The sequence below is a fragment of the Frigoribacterium sp. R86507 genome, from assembly GCF_044597695.1.
Lineage (GTDB): Bacteria > Actinomycetota > Actinomycetes > Actinomycetales > Microbacteriaceae > Frigoribacterium.
The window spans coordinates 1589095-1604829 of sequence record NZ_CP139002.1 but is presented as its reverse complement, the minus strand read 5'-3'; the positions used below and the strand labels follow the sequence as shown (position 1 = coordinate 1604829).

Here is a 15735-nt window from a genome sequence, read left to right as displayed (position 1 = left end):
ACTCGACCGACCCGAACCGGCGAGATCAGCCGGCCGTCTCGCGCCGGAGCTTGATGGCCCAGCGCAAGGCTTGTCTGGCCCGGCGGCGGTCGCCGCAGGCGTCGTAGGCCAGGCCGAGCCGGAACCACGAGCGCCAGTCGTCGGGGGCCGCCTCGACGGCCGCCTTGTAGGCCGGGAACGCGGCGTCCGCCGCCTGTCGCTCGTATCGACCAGAGGTGCGGCGCGGCAGGTCGTCGACCGGCAGCGCGCCCTCGTCCGCGAGTTGTCGGACGATCTGCTGCGTGCGGAGACCGAAGCGCAGTTCGACCACGAGGGCGAAGAGCCCCAGGAGGGGAAGGACGAGCAGGGCGACACCGAGCGCGATCGCCACCGGCTCGCCGGTCGACAGGAACAGCACGGCCCGTTGACCGACCAGAACGACGTAGAGCAGCAGGAGCAGCGCCATGAGGAGCGCTGCGGTACGCCCCTTCACGACTCGAGGGGCAGGACGGCGTCGAGGCCCACCACGACTCCGGTGACGCCGGGGGCGGCCTCGATGGCGACGCGGAGCCCCTGCTCGTAGGCACGCTGCGAGAGCGTGTCGTGCGTGAGCGTGAGGGTCTCGCCCTCTCCACCGAAGACGACCTCCTGCTTCGCCACGACGCCGCGCAGACGCATGCTGTGCACCGGCACGCTCGCCACCTGCTGCCCCCTGGCCCGCTGGTCGGCGTGCGGCGCCGACACGGGGCCGAGGTCGCGACGGGCCGCGGCGATGAGTTCGGCCGTGCGGACGGCCGTGCCCGAGGGCGAGTCGACCTTGCCCTGGTGATGGGCCTCGACGATCTCGACGGACTCGTAGAAGCGCGCCGCGAGGGTCGCGAACCGTGTCGCGAGGACCGAACCGATCGAGAAGTTCGGCACGACCAGGACGCCGGGACCACCCGCGTCGGCGACGACCGTCGTGAGTCGGGCCAGCCGTTCGGCGTTGTAGCCCGAGGTGCCGACGAGCACCGGGATGCCCGCGCGGACGACGTGTTCGACGATGCCCGGGCTGACGGCCGGGTGCGTGACGTCGATGACGAGGTCGGCCCCGAGGACGTCGTCCAGATCGTCGCGGGACGAGAGACCGGCGTGGAGTTCGAGGCCCGGGGTGCGCTTGACGAGGTCGACGATGAACGAGCCGAGGGTGCCGGTGGCTCCCACCACGGCGATGCGCGAAGTCATGCCGTCCAACCTACCGGGGGCACCCGGACGGACGGGGGCCGTGCCTCGACCTAGCATGGAGGACATGCCCCGGTTCCGCGAGACGAGCGTCTCCTCCCCCGATGCCGCCGCCCTCCTGACGGAATACTTCACCGAGCGCGAGAACACCTTCCCCTCGGCACAGGGCAGCTACACGACGAGCCTGCCCGACGCCACGGCCTTCGTGCCCCCGGGCGGCGTGTTCGTCGTCGTCGACGGCGAACCGGCGGGCTCGGACCCCGGCCGGACCGCCGAGCCCTCCGCGTGCGGAGGCATCCGACTCATCGCGCCCTCGGCGTCGGGGGCCGTGCGGTACGAGGTCAAGCACCTCTACGTGCGTCCCACGGGTCGGGGGCAGGGCCTCGGGCGGGCACTGCTCGACGAGCTCGAGCGTCGGGCCTCCGCGTTCGGTGCCCACGAGATCGTGCTCGACACCAACGACAGCCTGGCGGCTGCCGGCGGGCTGTACCGCAGCGCGGGCTACGTGACGATCGAGCCCTACAACGCGAACCCGAACGCGACGACCTGGTACGGCAAGACCGTCCGGGCAGAGACCCCGGACGGCGCCTGACGGTGGGTGGCCCCGGCGGACGACGGGGTCAGAAAGGCTGTTCGACCGGCAGGCCGGTGCGCAGCTCGACCGGCAGGTGACCCAGGTCGTTGTGCGTCACGAGTTCGGGCGGCTTGGCCGATCGCACCCGGATGATCGTCAACCCCGCATTGGCCTGGTTGACGCCCATCCATCGCCAGTCGGGTGCCCCGAACACCTCGCGGACGAACCAGCCGATCACGAAGTTGTGCGTGATGAGCAGGTCGTGGCGATCCTCTCGGGCAGGGGTGAGCCACTCGGCGACGGCGTCGGCCATCTGGGCCTGCCCGGCCTCGATCTGCTCGTCCGTGACCCCGCCGAAGAAGGGCTTGTAGGACGACGGCATGTCGGGCGTCGGGCCGGACGGCACGCAGTCGAAGAGGAGGGTCGACGGCTGCGACTCGAGTGCCGGCATGCGCTCGGTCATGATGGCGGCCGTCTCTTCGGCGCGCTCGAGCGGCGAGTGCCACGCCGCGTCGAAGGGGACGCCGCCGAGGCGTTCGGCGAGCAGGCGCACCTGGCGCTTGCCCCGTTCACTGAGGGGACCGTCGGGCAGGCCGTGCTCGGCATCTTGCTGTTCGCCGTGCCGGACGAGGTAGAGGTAGTGGGACACCGTCGTCTCCTGGTTCATCGAGGGGTCGATCCCGACGTCGTCGTCGGGACAGGGAAGGACGTCTCGTCGACCTCGCCGACCACGACGGTCGACAGGGGCCCGGAGAGGAGCCGGGCCGCCAACGACCGGACGTCGTCGGAGGTCACGGCCTCGACGCGAGCGAGGGAGGTGTCGAGATCGACGAACTCGCCCGTCGAGATCTCGGCTCGACCGAGGCGGTTCATGCGGGTGTCGCTGTCCTCGAGGGCGAGGGCTGCAGCCCCTCCCAACTGGCCGAGGGCCCGACGACGCTCGTCGTCGGTGATGCCGTCGGTCGCGAGTCCGGCGAGTTCGTCGAGCATGAGGCGGGCCACGTCGCCCGCGTTGGCGGGGGTGCACCCGGCGTAGAGCCCGAACAGACCGGCGTCCGAGTAGCTCGGGGCGAACGAGTAGACCGAGTAGGCGAGGCCACGGCGCTCACGGATCTCTTGGAACAGACGGGACGACATGCCCCCGCCCAGCACCGAGTTCAACACGGCCAACGTGGGACGGCGGTCGTCCCCGACGGAGATGCCCGGCAGGCCCAGCAGGACGGTGGCCTGCTCGAGGGGACGCCGGATCACCTGAAGCGGTTCGCCGGCGACGAGTCCGACGGGCGCGTCGTCGCGACGGGGCACGGGCGACGCCGCGTCGGTGGGCCACCCGGCCCGGTCGAGCGCAGCCGTCAACCGGTCGAGGGCGCGGTCGTGGTCGACGGCACCGGCGATCGACACCACGAGGTCCTGGGGACGGTAGTTCTCGCGGTAGTGCCGGTCGACGTCGTCACGTGCCGCGGCACGGATGCTCTCGGGTGACCCTCCGATCGGACGCCCGAGCGGATGGTCGCCGAAGACCGACTCGAAGAGCCGTTCACCGGCCATGTCGGCGGGATCGTCGTCCGCCATCGCGAGTTCTTCGAGGATCACCCCGCGCTCGGTCTCGAACTCGCCCGGATCGAGGGTCGACGAGGTCACCATGTCGCTCAGCACGTCGATGGCGTCGTCGAGGTCGACGTCGCGCACCCGGGCGTAGTAGCAGGTGTACTCCTTGGCGGTCGCAGCGTTGTGCTCGCCGCCCACCGACTCGAACGACACCGCGATGTCGAGGGCCGACCGAGTCGGCGTGCCTTTGAAGAGGAGGTGCTCGAGGAAGTGCGTCGACCCCCGTTCGGCGTCGGACTCGTCGCGGGAACCGACCGCCACCCACAGGCCGATGGTCGTACTGCGAGCCCCGGGCATGCGCTCGCTGAGCACGCGGACCCCGGAGGGCAGCACGGTGCGCCTCACGAGCGCGTCGCCCGTGGCGCGGAAGGAGATCTCGACCTCGTCGAGTGGGAAGGAGACAGGGCCGTTCATCATGTCGAGCCTAGGCGACCTCCCCTGCAGTCGTCCGTGAGCGGCTCGGAACGGCTGGCACCCGAATTGGGGGACGATCCTGGGGACAAACAGACGACTCTGTTTGTCCTCATCGGTGTTATAGTCGATCCACCGACGACGACCACATCCCCCCTGATGGTCGCCGCCGGCGGCTGGTCGGACGTCGTCAGAAGGTCCGGAGCGCGCGTCCCCCACGCGGCTTCAAGCCGAGACGTCCCAAGGAGCCACGCTGTGACGGTCGATTCCCCCCAACCGGCCGTCCAGCGTCTCCCTGGTCGCCCTCGCGCCGACTCCCCCGTCCCCGGCGCTCGGGCCCGCGTCCTCACGACCGCCGACCGCCTCTTCTACGACGAGGGCGTCCGCGTCGTGGGCGTCGACCGTCTCATCGCCGAGTCCTCGGTGACCAAGGCCACGTTCTACAAGCACTTCGGCGCGAAGGACACGCTCGTGCTCGAGTACCTCGCCGGTCGCCACGACCTCGAGGCAGCCGAGTTGTCGGCCCTGGTCGAGGCCCATGACGGGGGCCGCGCGACCCTCGAGGCCTACCTCGACGCGGTCGTCGCCCGGCTCCAGGCCGTGTCGTTCCGCGGCTCGGCCTTCGCCAACGCGGCCTCGGAGTTCAGCGACCCGACCCACCCCGTGCGCCTCGCCATCGCCGAGCACCGCGAGTGGCTGACGGGCGAGATGGTCTCCCTCTTCAAGGCGGCGGGCCACCCCCTGCCGGGCGATGCTGCCGACGATCTGGTCCTCGCCCTCGACGGCGCCCAGGTGGGCGCCTACGCCGGCGACGCCATCGCGGCGGCAGCAGCGCTGCGCCGCACGGCGGAGCGCCTTTTCACCCCTTAGGCCACCGGCCGACCACATCGGGCGCCTGCGTGGCCGCGGTCGGTGTCGGCGGGCACCCGCAGGACCCCGGGCCCCGGTCGACCGCGTCACCTGACGGTCAGGCGGAAGCGCGGTCGAGGTCGAGCACCTGGTTGCGCGTGAGCTGGACCCGAGCGGCCTGTGCGAGCTCGTAGACCTGCTTGGCGTTCGTCGCACTCGCGACCGGTGCCACGACGTTCGGCTTGGCCAGCAGCCAGGCGAGCGCGATGGCCGCACTCGAGACCTCGTGGACGGACGCGATGCGATCGAGCTCGTGGACGACCTTGAGCCCTCTCTTGGAGAGGTATTTCGCGAGCACGCGTCGACGAGGACTGTGCGCCACGTCGGAACGGGAACGGTACTTGCCGGTGAGGAAACCGCTCGCGAGGGCGAAGCGCGGCATCACGGCGAGACGCTGCTGCGCAGCGACGTGAGCCAGGCCCTTCTCGTACTCGGTCCGGTCGAGGAGGTTGTACTGGTTCTGCAGGGCCACCATCGGGGCGATGCCGAGCATCCCCGCCGCGATGCGGGCCTCGTAGAGGCGGTTGCCCGAGTGGTGGGAACCACCGAACCATCGGACCTTGCCCACCCGGATGAGGTGGTCGACGGCCAGCAGCGTGCGCTCGAAGGCCACCTCGGTGTCGTCCACGTGCAGGTAGAGCAGGTCGATGCGATCGGTGCCGAGCCGCTCGAGGGAGGCGTCGACGGCTCGCTCGACCGCCCGCGGGGTCAACCCGGGGTTGTCGGCGCTCTTGCCCACCTTGGTGGAGACGACCATGTCGTCACGGGATCGGCGGGAGCGCATCCACGACCCGATCATGATCTCGCTGCGACCGCCTGCGTAGGAGTCGGCCGTGTCGACGAAGTTGCCGCCGAGGTCGAAGTAGGCGTCGAGCACGGAGGTCGTCTCGGCCTGGTCGGCCGTCCAGCCGAAGACGTTGCCACCGAGGGCCAAGGGGAAGACCTTGAGGTCGGAGAGACCGAGACGCCGGCGCGGCTGGATGATGCCGAGATCGACCGGAACGGTGGGCTGGGCGGCCGAGGCCCGAGCCGCGGCAGCCGCGACGGCAGCAGCGGCAGCGAAGTCGGACGTGGCTGAACGGGCGAGCTCGGCCGTCGTCTCGGTCACGCCGTCCCCTTCTCGTCGCGAACCCCCGATGCGACTCTGTGCGATCGCATGGGGTATGGTTCGCCCTCCGCCATCAAGAATACGACCACACGCCCCGTTTCCGCCGCCGCCGCACCCAATCGTTACGCCGTGTCGCCGCCCCGGTCCGGGGGACGCGCCTCCTGGTCGGACCACAGCCGGGAGCGCTGCACCGACGGCGAAGGGCCCGCCCCGACCGAGGTCGGAACGGGCCCTTCGTGGCGTGCTGACTACGCGTCGACGGACTCGTCGGTCGACTGCTCGGTCGCTCCGCTCGAGTCGGTGTCGGCCTCGTCGGCCACGACCGGGGCGAGCGAGAGCTTGCCGCGGTCGTCGATCTTGGTGATCTCGACGAGGATCTTCTGGCCGACGCCGAGGACGTCCTCGACGTTCTCGACACGCTTGCCGCCGGCGAGCTTGCGGACCTCGCTGATGTGCAGCAGGCCGTCCTTGCCGGGGAGGAGCGAGACGAACGCACCGAACGACGCGATCTTGACGACCGTCCCGAGGAACTGCTCGCCGATCTCGGGGTTGGTCGGGTTGGCGATCGCGTTGACCTGGGCACGGGCGGCCTCGGCCGACGGACCGTCGACGGCACCGATGTAGACGGTTCCGTCTTCTTCGATGCTGATGTCGGCGCCGGTCTCGTCCTGGATGGCGTTGATCGTCTTGCCCTTGGGGCCGATCAGCTCGCCGATCTTGTCCTGCGGGATCTGGACCGAGATCACGCGGGGCGCGGTCGGGGCCATCTCGTCGGGGGCGTCGATCGCCGAGTTGAGCACGCCGAGGATCGCGGTACGAGCCTCTTTCGCCTGCTTGAGGGCGGCATCGAGCACGGCGGTCGGCAGACCGTCGAGCTTGGTGTCGAGCTGGATCGCCGTGACGAACTCGCTCGTGCCGGCCACCTTGAAGTCCATGTCGCCCAGGGCGTCTTCGGCTCCGAGGATGTCGGTCAGGGCCGCGTAGCGGGTCTGACCGTCGACCGTGTCGGAGACGAGGCCCATGGCGATGCCGGCGACCGGAGCCTTGAGGGGCACACCGGCGTTGAGCAGCGACAGGGTCGACGCGCAGACCGAGCCCATCGACGTCGAGCCGTTGGAGCCGAGGGCCTCGGACACCTGACGGATGGCGTAGGGGAACTCTTCGCGGCTGGGCAGCACCGGGACGAGGGCGCGCTCGGCGAGGAAGCCGTGCCCGATCTCGCGACGCTTCGGCGAACCCACGCGGCCGGTCTCACCGGTCGAGTAGGGCGGGAAGTTGTAGTGGTGCAGGTAGCGCTTCTTGGTGACCGGGCTCAGCGAGTCGATCTGCTGCTCCATCTTGAGCATGTTCAGCGTGGTGACGCCCATGATCTGGGTCTCGCCGCGCTGGAAGATGGCGGAGCCGTGGACGCGCGGGATGACCTGGACCTCGGCGTCGAGCGGACGGATGTCGGCGAGGCCGCGGCCGTCCATGCGGATCTGCTCGGTGAGGATGCGGTCGCGGACGACCTTCTTCGTGGCCGACTTATAGGCGGCACCGACCTGGCCGAGGGCCGTGTCGGGCAGCTCGCCCGCGTCGACCTTGGCGGCGACGGCGTCCTTGACGCGCGACTTGAGGGCGTCGTCGGCGTCCTGGCGCTCGATCTTGCCGGCGATCTTGTAGACCTCGGCGAGCTCGGTGCCGGCCGCGGCCGTGACGGCCTCGAGCACCTCGTCGGTGTAGGGGAGGAAGACCGGGTAGTCGGCGATCTCTTTCGCGGCCTGGGCGGCCATCGTGGCCTGGGCGTCGACGAGCTGCTTGAGGAAGGGCTTGGCGGCCTCGAGACCCTGGGCCACGATGGCCTCGTCGGGCTTCGTGGCGCCGCCCTGGATGAGACCCCAGGCGTGCTCGGTGGCCTCGGCCTCGACCATCATGATCGCGACGTCCTCGTTGCCGGCGGCGTCGGTGACGACACGGCCCGCGACGGTCAGGTCGAAGACGGCGTCGGCGAGCTGGCTGGCCTTGGGGAAGGCGACCCACTGGTCACCGATCAGGGCGAGACGCACACCGGCGATCGGCCCGGAGAACGGCAGACCAGAGATCTGGGTGGAGGCGCTGGCCGCGTTGATCGCGAGAGCGTCGTAGAACTCGTCGGGAGCGATGCTCAGGACCGTGATGACGACCTGGACCTCGTTGCGCAGACCCTCGACGAACGAGGGACGCAGCGGCCGGTCGATGAGGCGGCAGACCAGGATGGCCTCGGTCGAGGGGCGACCCTCGCGACGGAAGAACGAGCCGGGGATCTTGCCCGCGGCGTACGAACGCTCTTCGACGTCGATGGTGAGCGGGAAGAAGTCGAAGTTGTCCTTCGGCTTCTTGCTGGCGCTCGTGGCCGACAGAAGCATGGTGTCTTCGTCGAGGTAGGCAGCGACGGCTCCCTGAGCCTGCTGGGCGAGACGACCGGTCTCGAATCGGATGGTGCGCTTGCCGAACTTGCCGTTGTCGAGGACGGCTTCGCCGAACTTGATCTCTGGACCCTCCATGTGGGGGCTACTCCTCTTTGTTTTGCATCGAGGCCCCGTGTGGGCATCGATGTGTACCGGGAGCGGGCGGCGTGGACGGCATGGCGACATGCACGTGCAACAACGCGACGGAGGCGGTGGCACGTCTGGCCAACAGTAGAAACGGTCGGACCCCGCACCCGACCGGGACGCTCGGCGTCGGTCGGGGCATTCCGCCTGTCACCACCGGTGACCAGCAGCCGTACCGGCCTGCTCCGAGGGCGATGGTAGCACTCGCACCCTTCCGGCTGGGGTGCGGACGGCGGGTGTCGCCCGGACGGGGAGGCGCGGTGCCGGGGGGACGGCGTTAGGGTCGTCTCCATGCGTGCTCACGACAGGTCCGGCCGGGATCGTCGCGCGAGCCGTCTCGCGGTGGCGACCGGCGCCTCCTTGGCTCTCGTCCTGACGACGCTCGTGGCACCGTCCGCCGCGTCCGCCGCGGGGTACCCGACCTGGGCCCAGGTCGAGGCCGCGAAGGGGAACGCCGCGGCGACCCAGGCGCAGGTCGACCTGATCGACGCGTCGCTGGACAGCCTCGAGAAGGCCGCGTCCGACCGCAGCGACGAGGCCGTCCTCGCCGACCAGGCGAACGCGACGGCGCAGGCCGACCTCGCGGCCGCCGCGCAACGGGCGGACGAGCTCGCCGCGGACGCCGAGCGTGCGCGGGCCACCGCCGACACCGCGAAGCAGGAGGCCGGCCAGCTGGCCGGCAGCCTGTTCCGCACCGGCGGCACGCAGACCATGGGCACCGACCTCTTCACGTCGCCCGACCCCGGGGCCGCCCTCTACCAGCTGGGCTCGCTGACGCAGCTCGGCGACAGGTGGCAGACGGTGCTGGCCGATGCGACCACGGCGAGCAACACGGTGTCCTCGCTGAGCCAGCAGGCGACGACCGCGGCCGATCGCCGCGACGCCCTCGCCCGTGACGCGCAGGCCACGGCCGACCAGGCCAGCGCGGCGCAGGCGACCGCGGACACCGAGGTCGCCGACGCCACCCAGCGGTCCGCCGACCTCTACGCCCAGCTCGCCGCGCTCAAGGACTCGACTGCCGAGCTCGAACAGCAGTACCGGACCGGGGTCGCGGCGCAGCAGGCGTTCGCAGCTCAACAGGCGGCGGCGAAGACCCAGGCCGCCTCGGGAGCGAAGGCGCCGTCGGGCTCGTCGGGAGGCGGCGGCGCATCGTCAGGAGGCGGCGCATCGTCCGGAGGCACGGCACCCGGCACGGGCGGCGGAGGTTTGGGCGGCGGCGGCACGGCTCCCCCGGTCGGTGCCGTCAACGATCCGGCCGGTGCGAAGGCCTACGCCGCCACGAAGGTCGGCAGCGGAGCCGAGTACACCTGCCTCGTGCAGCTGTGGAACAAGGAGTCCGGCTGGCGCACAAACGCGTCCAACCCGTCCAGCGGGGCCTACGGCATCCCCCAGTCGCTGCCGGGCAACAAGATGGCCTCGTTCGGGCTGGACTGGCAGACGAACTACCGAACCCAGGTCAATTGGGGCGTCTCGTACATCCAGAGCAGTTACGGCACGATGTGCGCCGCGTGGGCGCACTCGGTCGCGAACAACTGGTACTGAGGAGTCGGACCCGGCCGCCGGGCGCAACGTCCGTCCTGCCCGGGGACGAGAGAACGGCCCCCTCGGGCTGCAGCCGGAGCTGCGTGCCGAGAGGGCCGTCGTCGAGACGTTCGGAGCGCGAAGACTAGCGGCGCAGGCCGAGACGACCGATGAGCGTACGGTAGCGCTCGATGTCGACCTTGGACAGGTAGCCCAGGAGGCGACGGCGCTGGCCGACGAGCAGCAGCAGACCACGACGCGAGTGGTGGTCGTGCTTGTGCTCTTTGAGGTGCTCGGTGAGGTCGAGGATGCGCTGCGTCATCACGGCGACCTGGACCTCGGGGGATCCGGTGTCGCCGGGGTGGGTCGCGTATTCTTCGATGATCCGGGTCTTGACGTCAGGTGCGAGTGCCATTGATGGATCCCCTTTCAGTTCGTTGCGCGGTGCTCGTCACCGGATGTGCGAGCTCTCTTTCTCCGCGGCCGTTCAGACGGCAACCTGAGGAGCTTACCAGACGGGTGACGCCGCTCTCTGTCGCGGTCGGCTCCGACCCCGACGCCGACGGGGCAACACGAGTCCGACGAACGCCGCACCGATCGCCGCCCCGAGGGTGTTCATCACGAGGTCCTGCGGGTCGGAGAAGCGGGTCGCCGACAGGTACGTCGCCTGGACGGTCTCGATGCCCACCGTCGCGGCGAAGCCCACCACGATGCCGACCCACCAGAACCGCTTGGGCACCAGCAGCGCCGGGAACATGCCCATCGGCACGAACATCGCCACGTTCGCGGCGGCCTCGACCCGGGCGAAGGTGATCCACGACGTCTCGTCGTGCCGGGCGAACACGTCGAGCGCCCGCCAGAGCAGCGCACTCGTGTTCGCGTCGTAGACGCTCGGGCGCAGGGTCATCCAGGCCACCCCGGCCAGGTAGACGAGGGTGAGCAGGAGCAGGACGGCGCGACGCATCCCCCCATGGTGCGGCACCGCCCCGTGGGAGAAGGCCGGGAACGGGCGAAGATCAGCCTGGAGGACGACCCGCCCCGGGGGCGACCGCGGCAGGGCCGAGGAGGCGCGGTGTCCGACCGCGCGCACCGCGCCTCCTAGGCTCGTCGCGTGGACGCACTCACCGATCTCTGGGCCCGGATCAGCCAGCTCGCCGCCCCGCTGCCCGGCTCGTGGCTGCTCGGCAGCGTCGCCGCCGGCCTGCTGCTGGTGCTTCTGCCGGGCACCTGGCACACCGTCCGGCACGCCGTCACCGTCGTGCACGAGGGCGGACACGGGCTCGCCGCGGTGCTGACCGGGCGGCGACTGACGGGCATCCGGCTGCACTCGGACACCTCGGGCCTGACCGTGTCGAAGGGGCCGCGGACCGGGCCGGGCATGATCATCACGCTCCTCGCCGGCTACACCGCCCCTGCGATCGCCGCCCTGGGCGCCGCCTGGCTGCTGTCGGCGGGCTACGCGGCCGGACTGCTCTGGGCGTTGCTGGTGCTGCTCGCGCTGATGCTCGTGCAGATCCGCAACTGGTTCGGGCTCTGGGTGGTGCTGCTGGGCGCCGCCCTCGTCGTCGTCGTGACGTTCTTCGCCTCACCGACCTGGCAGGCCGTGTTCGGGCTGGTCGTGACGTCGGTGCTGGGCTTCGGGGCGCTGCGGGCGTCGCTCGAGTTGCAGCGCAGCCGACGTCGCTCGCGGTCGACCGCGTCGGACGCCGACCAGCTCGCCGGGTTGACCCGGGTGCCGGGCGTCGTGTGGGTCGGGGTGTTCGTGCTCGTCGCCCTCGCCTGCCTGCTCGGCGGGGCGGGGCTGCTCTTCCCCGGGGCGCTCGAGGCCGCGCGCTCGTTCGCCTGAGGCCGGTCGGCACCCGGCACCCGGCGCGAGGCGTCAGGTGCGAGTCGTCGGGTGCGAGGCGCCGGGCGTCAGGCGCAAGGCGTCAGGCGGGCGCGGACGAGAGGGCGTGCACGGGGACGTGCCCCTCGAGGCGGGCCCGGCCGCCGAGACCGTCGAGCTCGAGCAGCACGGCGACGCCGGCCACGACGTAGCCCGCCCGTTCGAGCAGGGTGACGGTCGCCTCGACCGTGCCGCCGGTCGCGAGCACGTCGTCGACGATCAGGACGCTCGACCCGGCGGGGATCTGGTTCGGGCGCAGTTCGAGCGTGGCCTCGCCGTACTCGAGGGCGTAGCTCTCGCTGAGCACCTCGCCGGGCAGCTTGCCCGCCTTGCGCACGGTGAGCACCCCGACGCCCTGCTCGATCGCGATGGCCCCGGCGAGCGCGAAGCCCCGCGCCTCGATGCCGGCGACCGCGACGAACCCGCCGTCGAACGGCTCGGAGAGCGCCGTGGTCACCGTGGCGAAGGCGTCGGCGTCGGAGAAGAGCGGGGTGACGTCGCGGAAGAGGATGCCGGGCTTGGGGAAGTCGGGGACGACGGCGATCTTGCTGTCGACGAACGAGGAGGCATCGGTGACGGTCATGCCGTCAACGGTAGCCGGACGGAGGGCGTCCCCTGCCCTCGCGGCACCGGTCGTCAGACCGGCGACGCGCGACCGACCGGTACGTCACGATCGTGTCAACGGCCGGTCCGATGTCGGAGGCCCGTGCAAGAGTGCACGCATGTCGCGGTTCATCGTCCCCCCGTACCTGCTCGCCCACCTCGCCGAGGCCGACTCGCCCCGCCTGCACCGGGCACCGCAGGCCGCGCGCAACGGCCTGCTCGCGATGGAGGCCGTCGACCGCAACGCGACTCCCCCGGTGGTGCAGGGGGCACTCGGCGGCGAGGCCGTGCTCGAGCGCACGATCTTCGACGCGCAGGGCACCGAAGAGTTGCCGGGCCTGCGCGTGCGCGGCGAGGGCGAACCCGCCACCGACGACGTCGCCGCCACCGAGGCGTACGACGCGCTCGGCGCCACCTACGCCCTGTTCCGCGAGGTGTACGGGCGGTCGTCGATCGACGGCGCCGGGCTGCCCCTCGACGCGACCGTCCACTACGGCCAGGACTACGACAACGCCTTCTGGAACGGCGAGCGCATGGTGTTCGGCGACGGCGACGGCGAGGTGTTCGAGCGCTTCACGGCATCGGTCAGCGTCATCGGGCACGAACTCACCCACGGCGTGACCCAGTACACCGCGAACCTCACCTACCAGGGGCAGTCGGGTGCGCTCAACGAGTCGGTCAGCGACGTGTTCGGGGCGCTCGTCGAGCAGCACCTGTTCGGCCAGACCGCCGACGAGGCGACCTGGCTCATCGGCGAAGGACTCTTCACCCCCGAGGTGCAGGGTCGGGCGCTGCGGTCGATGAAGGCTCCGGGCACCGCCTACGATGACGACGTCCTCGGCAAGGACCCGCAACCCGGCCACCTGGACGACTACGTCGAGACCACCGACGACAACGGCGGGGTGCACCTCAACTCGGGCATCCCCAACCGCGCCTTCTTCCTGGTCGCCGAAGCCCTCGGCGGCGAGGCCTGGCTGCGCGCCGGTCAGGTCTGGTACGACACGCTCACCGGCGGCACCCTGTCGACCGAGGCCACCTTCGCCCAATTCGCCGCGGCGACGGTCGAGGCCGCCACGGCACGGTACGGAGCGGACTCCGACGAGACCCGGGCGACCACGGCCGGGTGGGAGGGCGTCGGGGTCACCCCGGCGGCCTGAGGACGCTCGTCGCGAGACCCTGCTGCCCCGGACGCCGCGGGGGTAGCATCGCGCCCATGAAGGTCACCGTGTCGCGCTCCGGTGGTTTCGCCGGCCTCACCCGCAGCTGGTCGGTCGACGTCGACTCCGAGCCCGACACCGAGTCGTGGCTCGTCCTCATCGACCAGGTCCCCTGGTCGCAGGCCCCGGCGTCCGCCCAGGCGGTGCAACCCGATCGGTTCGTGTGGGTCATCACGGCCGAGACCCGCCCGACCCGCAAGGCCAAGCTGCCCGAGCAGCAGGTCACCGGGCCGTGGCGCGAGCTCGTGGACCGTGTCCGCAGCACCTCCGAGGCCGAGGCGAAGGCCGGTCCGACGCGATGAGCGACCGGGCGCGCCGACCTCGCCGACCTCGCCGACATCGCCGACGACTCTCGGGCGAGGTGCTGGCCGGGCTGCTCGCCCTCGTCGTCCTCGTGGCGGGCGGGGTCGGTGTGGCCGTGGTGCAGAGCGGCAACCCGCTGAACGTCCGCGGGGCCGCCACCGCGCCTCCTTGGGGTCGCCCGGCGACCGACCAGCTCGAGACCCGGGCGGCCGCCGCCGGCCTCGAGAACGTCTGGGGCCAGGACCTCGCCATGCACGTGCACACGCACCTCTCGATCACCGTCGACGGGCAGGCAGTCACCGTGCCCGGTGACATCGGGCACGACTCCGACGCGAAGTTCGCCGCCGAGATCCACACGCACGACACGAGCGGCATCGTGCACGTCGAGTCGCCCACGCGCGAGACGTTCGTCCTGGGGCAGCTCTTCAGCGAGTGGGACGTCGCACTCGACGGACAGGGCGTGGGGTCGCTCGGGCACAACGACGGACTCGAGCTGCACACCTTCGTCGGGGGCAGCCCCTACACGGCCGATCCGGCCGGCATCCCGCTGCGGGACTTCGAGCGCATCGACCTCGTGCTCGCGCCGATCGGCGAGACGGTCACCGCGCCTCCGGCCTTCGCCTGGCCCGCCGACTACCGCTGAGCCGCGCCGGACGCTCAGCGCAGGTCGTCGGAGCCCGCCGACGAGGTCAGGGCCAGCGGACCGGGACGGGGAGGCGCGTGGTCGTCGGCTCGGACGGCCCGCCCGGTGCCCACAGCTCGAGCAGTCGACCGGCCGCGACCCGCCCCAGGTGCTCGCCGTCGACGTCGATCGCCGGGACCCCCACCAGCCCGAGGGCGTCGACGACCATGCGTTCCGAGCTGACCGTGACGGAACGTTCGCGGTGCTCGTCGGCCCGGAGGACGAACATCAGGCCGAGCCCGATCGCCGTGGCGTAGGGAACGACGGCCGTCGCCCCGGAGGCGAGGACGTCGTCGCTCGCCCGGACCCCGGCCTCGAAGGTGGACGGGTAGGGCCCCAGCACCGTGAGCTCGGCCCGGCCGGCGGCGGCCTCGACCACCGCGGCCGTGCGCTGGACGTTCTGCCACGAGCCGTCGGGCCCGCCGAGGTAGGCGACGCGCTCGTGCCCCTCGGCGACGAAGCGCGACACGAGCGAACCGAACGCGGTCGCCGTGTCGGCCACGACCGACGACACCCCGGCCACCTCGCGGTCGACGAGCACGGTCGGCTTGTGGCCCGTCGCGGCCCGCACGACGTCGTCGGCCCCCCGCGGGGCCACGACGATGAACCCGTCGACCTGGTGTGACAGCCGCTCGAACGCGGCCAGCTCGCCCGCCTCGGCCAACGGGTGGACCGCGACCGTCAGCTGCAGGTCGGCCTCGCCCGCCGCGGCCTGGGCCCCGGCGATGATCGGCGTGAAGAACGCGTTGTCGAGGGTCGGCACGACGAGGGCGACGACGCCCGTCCGCCCACGGGCCAACTGGCGAGCCGCACGGTTGGGCACGAAGCCGAGCTTCGCGGCGGCGGCGAGCACACGACCGGCCGTGTCGGGCGACACCAACTCGGGGCGGCTCAGAACCCGCGAGGCGGTCGCCTTCGAGACACCCGCGAGCGTCGCCACGTCCGCCAGCGTCGCGAGCCGCCCTGCCCCAGTCATGCCCCCACCCTAGAGCCTCGTTGAAACCGGTCCCGCACGACGTCCTGACGCTTGTAACAAGCTGTTTACACGGCAGGACCGGCGCGAGCGATCCACGCCCTTAGGGTCGATGTAACCGGTTTCACCCGACGTGGAGCCGACATCCCCCCTGAGGCAGAACCCATCGGA

At 71.3% G+C, this 15735-nt stretch carries 17 protein-coding genes; 7 read left to right on the top strand and 10 right to left on the bottom strand.

The annotated features are described in order from the left end of the window. Nucleotides 1-25 precede the first annotated feature (25 nt). Nucleotides 26-472, bottom strand: coding sequence for a tetratricopeptide repeat protein (locus tag SJY14_RS07645; RefSeq protein ID WP_396600201.1), 447 nt, complete (start codon nt 470-472; stop codon nt 26-28). Further along, nucleotides 469-1203 carry a 4-hydroxy-tetrahydrodipicolinate reductase gene (gene dapB, locus SJY14_RS07640; protein ID WP_396600200.1) on the bottom strand — a complete coding sequence of 245 codons (735 nt, stop codon included), beginning with the start codon at nt 1201-1203 and terminating at the stop codon, nt 469-471. The genes SJY14_RS07645 and dapB overlap by 4 nt, the downstream gene beginning before the upstream one ends. A gap of 64 nt (nt 1204-1267) precedes the next feature. Here dapB and SJY14_RS07635 point away from each other — a divergent pair, with 64 nt between their 5' ends. Then, nucleotides 1268-1792 (top strand): GNAT family N-acetyltransferase, encoded by a 525-nt coding sequence (locus SJY14_RS07635; RefSeq protein ID WP_396600199.1) that lies wholly within the window; start codon nt 1268-1270, stop codon nt 1790-1792. Between the two features lie 28 nt (nt 1793-1820). Here the strand turns inward: SJY14_RS07635 and SJY14_RS07630 are convergent, their stop codons facing one another. Together SJY14_RS07630 and SJY14_RS07625 are read right to left on the bottom strand one after the other, a co-directional pair. Continuing rightward, nucleotides 1821-2423: a histidine phosphatase family protein gene (locus SJY14_RS07630; protein ID WP_071257375.1), complete on the bottom strand. Its 603-nt coding sequence runs from the start codon at nt 2421-2423 to the stop codon at nt 1821-1823. 14 nt (nt 2424-2437) lie between these two features. Continuing rightward, nucleotides 2438-3796, bottom strand: a complete 1359-nt coding sequence (locus SJY14_RS07625) for a M16 family metallopeptidase (protein ID WP_396600198.1) — start codon at nt 3794-3796, stop codon at nt 2438-2440. Between the two features lie 252 nt (nt 3797-4048). On the opposite strand from SJY14_RS07625, the gene SJY14_RS07620 reads away from it, so the two are divergent. Beyond that, a complete protein-coding gene (locus SJY14_RS07620) occupies nt 4049-4663 on the top strand; it encodes a TetR/AcrR family transcriptional regulator (RefSeq protein ID WP_071257268.1) in 615 nt (204 codons plus the stop codon). Nucleotides 4664-4760: 97 nt separating this feature from the next. On the opposite strand, the gene SJY14_RS07615 is transcribed toward SJY14_RS07620, so the two are convergent. Further along, nucleotides 4761-5810 carry an aldo/keto reductase gene (locus tag SJY14_RS07615; RefSeq protein ID WP_396600197.1) on the bottom strand — a complete coding sequence of 350 codons (1050 nt, stop codon included), beginning with the start codon at nt 5808-5810 and terminating at the stop codon, nt 4761-4763. A gap of 248 nt (nt 5811-6058) precedes the next feature. Then, nucleotides 6059-8332 carry a polyribonucleotide nucleotidyltransferase gene (locus tag SJY14_RS07610; protein ID WP_055973488.1) on the bottom strand — a complete coding sequence of 758 codons (2274 nt, stop codon included), beginning with the start codon at nt 8330-8332 and terminating at the stop codon, nt 6059-6061. A 339-nt stretch (nt 8333-8671) separates the two neighbouring features. On the opposite strand from SJY14_RS07610, the gene SJY14_RS07605 reads away from it, so the two are divergent. After that, nucleotides 8672-9922, top strand: a complete 1251-nt coding sequence (locus tag SJY14_RS07605; RefSeq protein WP_396600196.1) for a hypothetical protein — start codon at nt 8672-8674, stop codon at nt 9920-9922. Between the two features lie 124 nt (nt 9923-10046). Here the strand turns inward: SJY14_RS07605 and rpsO are convergent, their stop codons facing one another. Beyond that, nucleotides 10047-10316, bottom strand: a complete 270-nt coding sequence (gene rpsO, locus SJY14_RS07600; protein ID WP_043596660.1) for a 30S ribosomal protein S15 — start codon at nt 10314-10316, stop codon at nt 10047-10049. Nucleotides 10317-10409: 93 nt separating this feature from the next. Beyond that, complete coding sequence (locus SJY14_RS07595) at nt 10410-10865, bottom strand: VanZ family protein (protein WP_071257263.1); 456 nt, start codon at nt 10863-10865, stop codon at nt 10410-10412. A 147-nt stretch (nt 10866-11012) separates the two neighbouring features. On the opposite strand from SJY14_RS07595, the gene SJY14_RS07590 reads away from it, so the two are divergent. Continuing rightward, nucleotides 11013-11747, top strand: coding sequence for a M50 family metallopeptidase (locus tag SJY14_RS07590; protein ID WP_396600195.1), 735 nt, complete (start codon nt 11013-11015; stop codon nt 11745-11747). Nucleotides 11748-11829: 82 nt separating this feature from the next. On the opposite strand, the gene SJY14_RS07585 is transcribed toward SJY14_RS07590, so the two are convergent. Beyond that, on the bottom strand, nt 11830-12369 hold the full coding sequence (locus SJY14_RS07585; protein WP_054147222.1) for an adenine phosphoribosyltransferase: 540 nt from the start codon (nt 12367-12369) through the stop codon (nt 11830-11832). Nucleotides 12370-12508: 139 nt separating this feature from the next. Here SJY14_RS07585 and SJY14_RS07580 point away from each other — a divergent pair, with 139 nt between their 5' ends. Genes SJY14_RS07580 through SJY14_RS07570 form a run of 3 tightly spaced genes read left to right on the top strand, consistent with a single transcriptional unit; the run spans nt 12509 to nt 14552 of the window. Beyond that, on the top strand, nt 12509-13546 hold the full coding sequence (locus SJY14_RS07580) for a M4 family metallopeptidase (RefSeq protein ID WP_396600194.1): 1038 nt from the start codon (nt 12509-12511) through the stop codon (nt 13544-13546). 56 nt (nt 13547-13602) lie between these two features. After that, nucleotides 13603-13908: a protealysin inhibitor emfourin gene (locus SJY14_RS07575; RefSeq protein ID WP_396600193.1), complete on the top strand. Its 306-nt coding sequence runs from the start codon at nt 13603-13605 to the stop codon at nt 13906-13908. Further along, nucleotides 13905-14552, top strand: a complete 648-nt coding sequence (locus SJY14_RS07570) for a hypothetical protein (RefSeq protein WP_396600192.1) — start codon at nt 13905-13907, stop codon at nt 14550-14552. The genes SJY14_RS07575 and SJY14_RS07570 overlap by 4 nt, the downstream gene beginning before the upstream one ends. A 46-nt stretch (nt 14553-14598) precedes the next feature. Here the strand turns inward: SJY14_RS07570 and SJY14_RS07565 are convergent, their stop codons facing one another. Further along, on the bottom strand, nt 14599-15567 hold the full coding sequence (locus tag SJY14_RS07565) for a LacI family DNA-binding transcriptional regulator (protein ID WP_396600191.1): 969 nt from the start codon (nt 15565-15567) through the stop codon (nt 14599-14601). Nucleotides 15568-15735 lie beyond the last annotated feature (168 nt).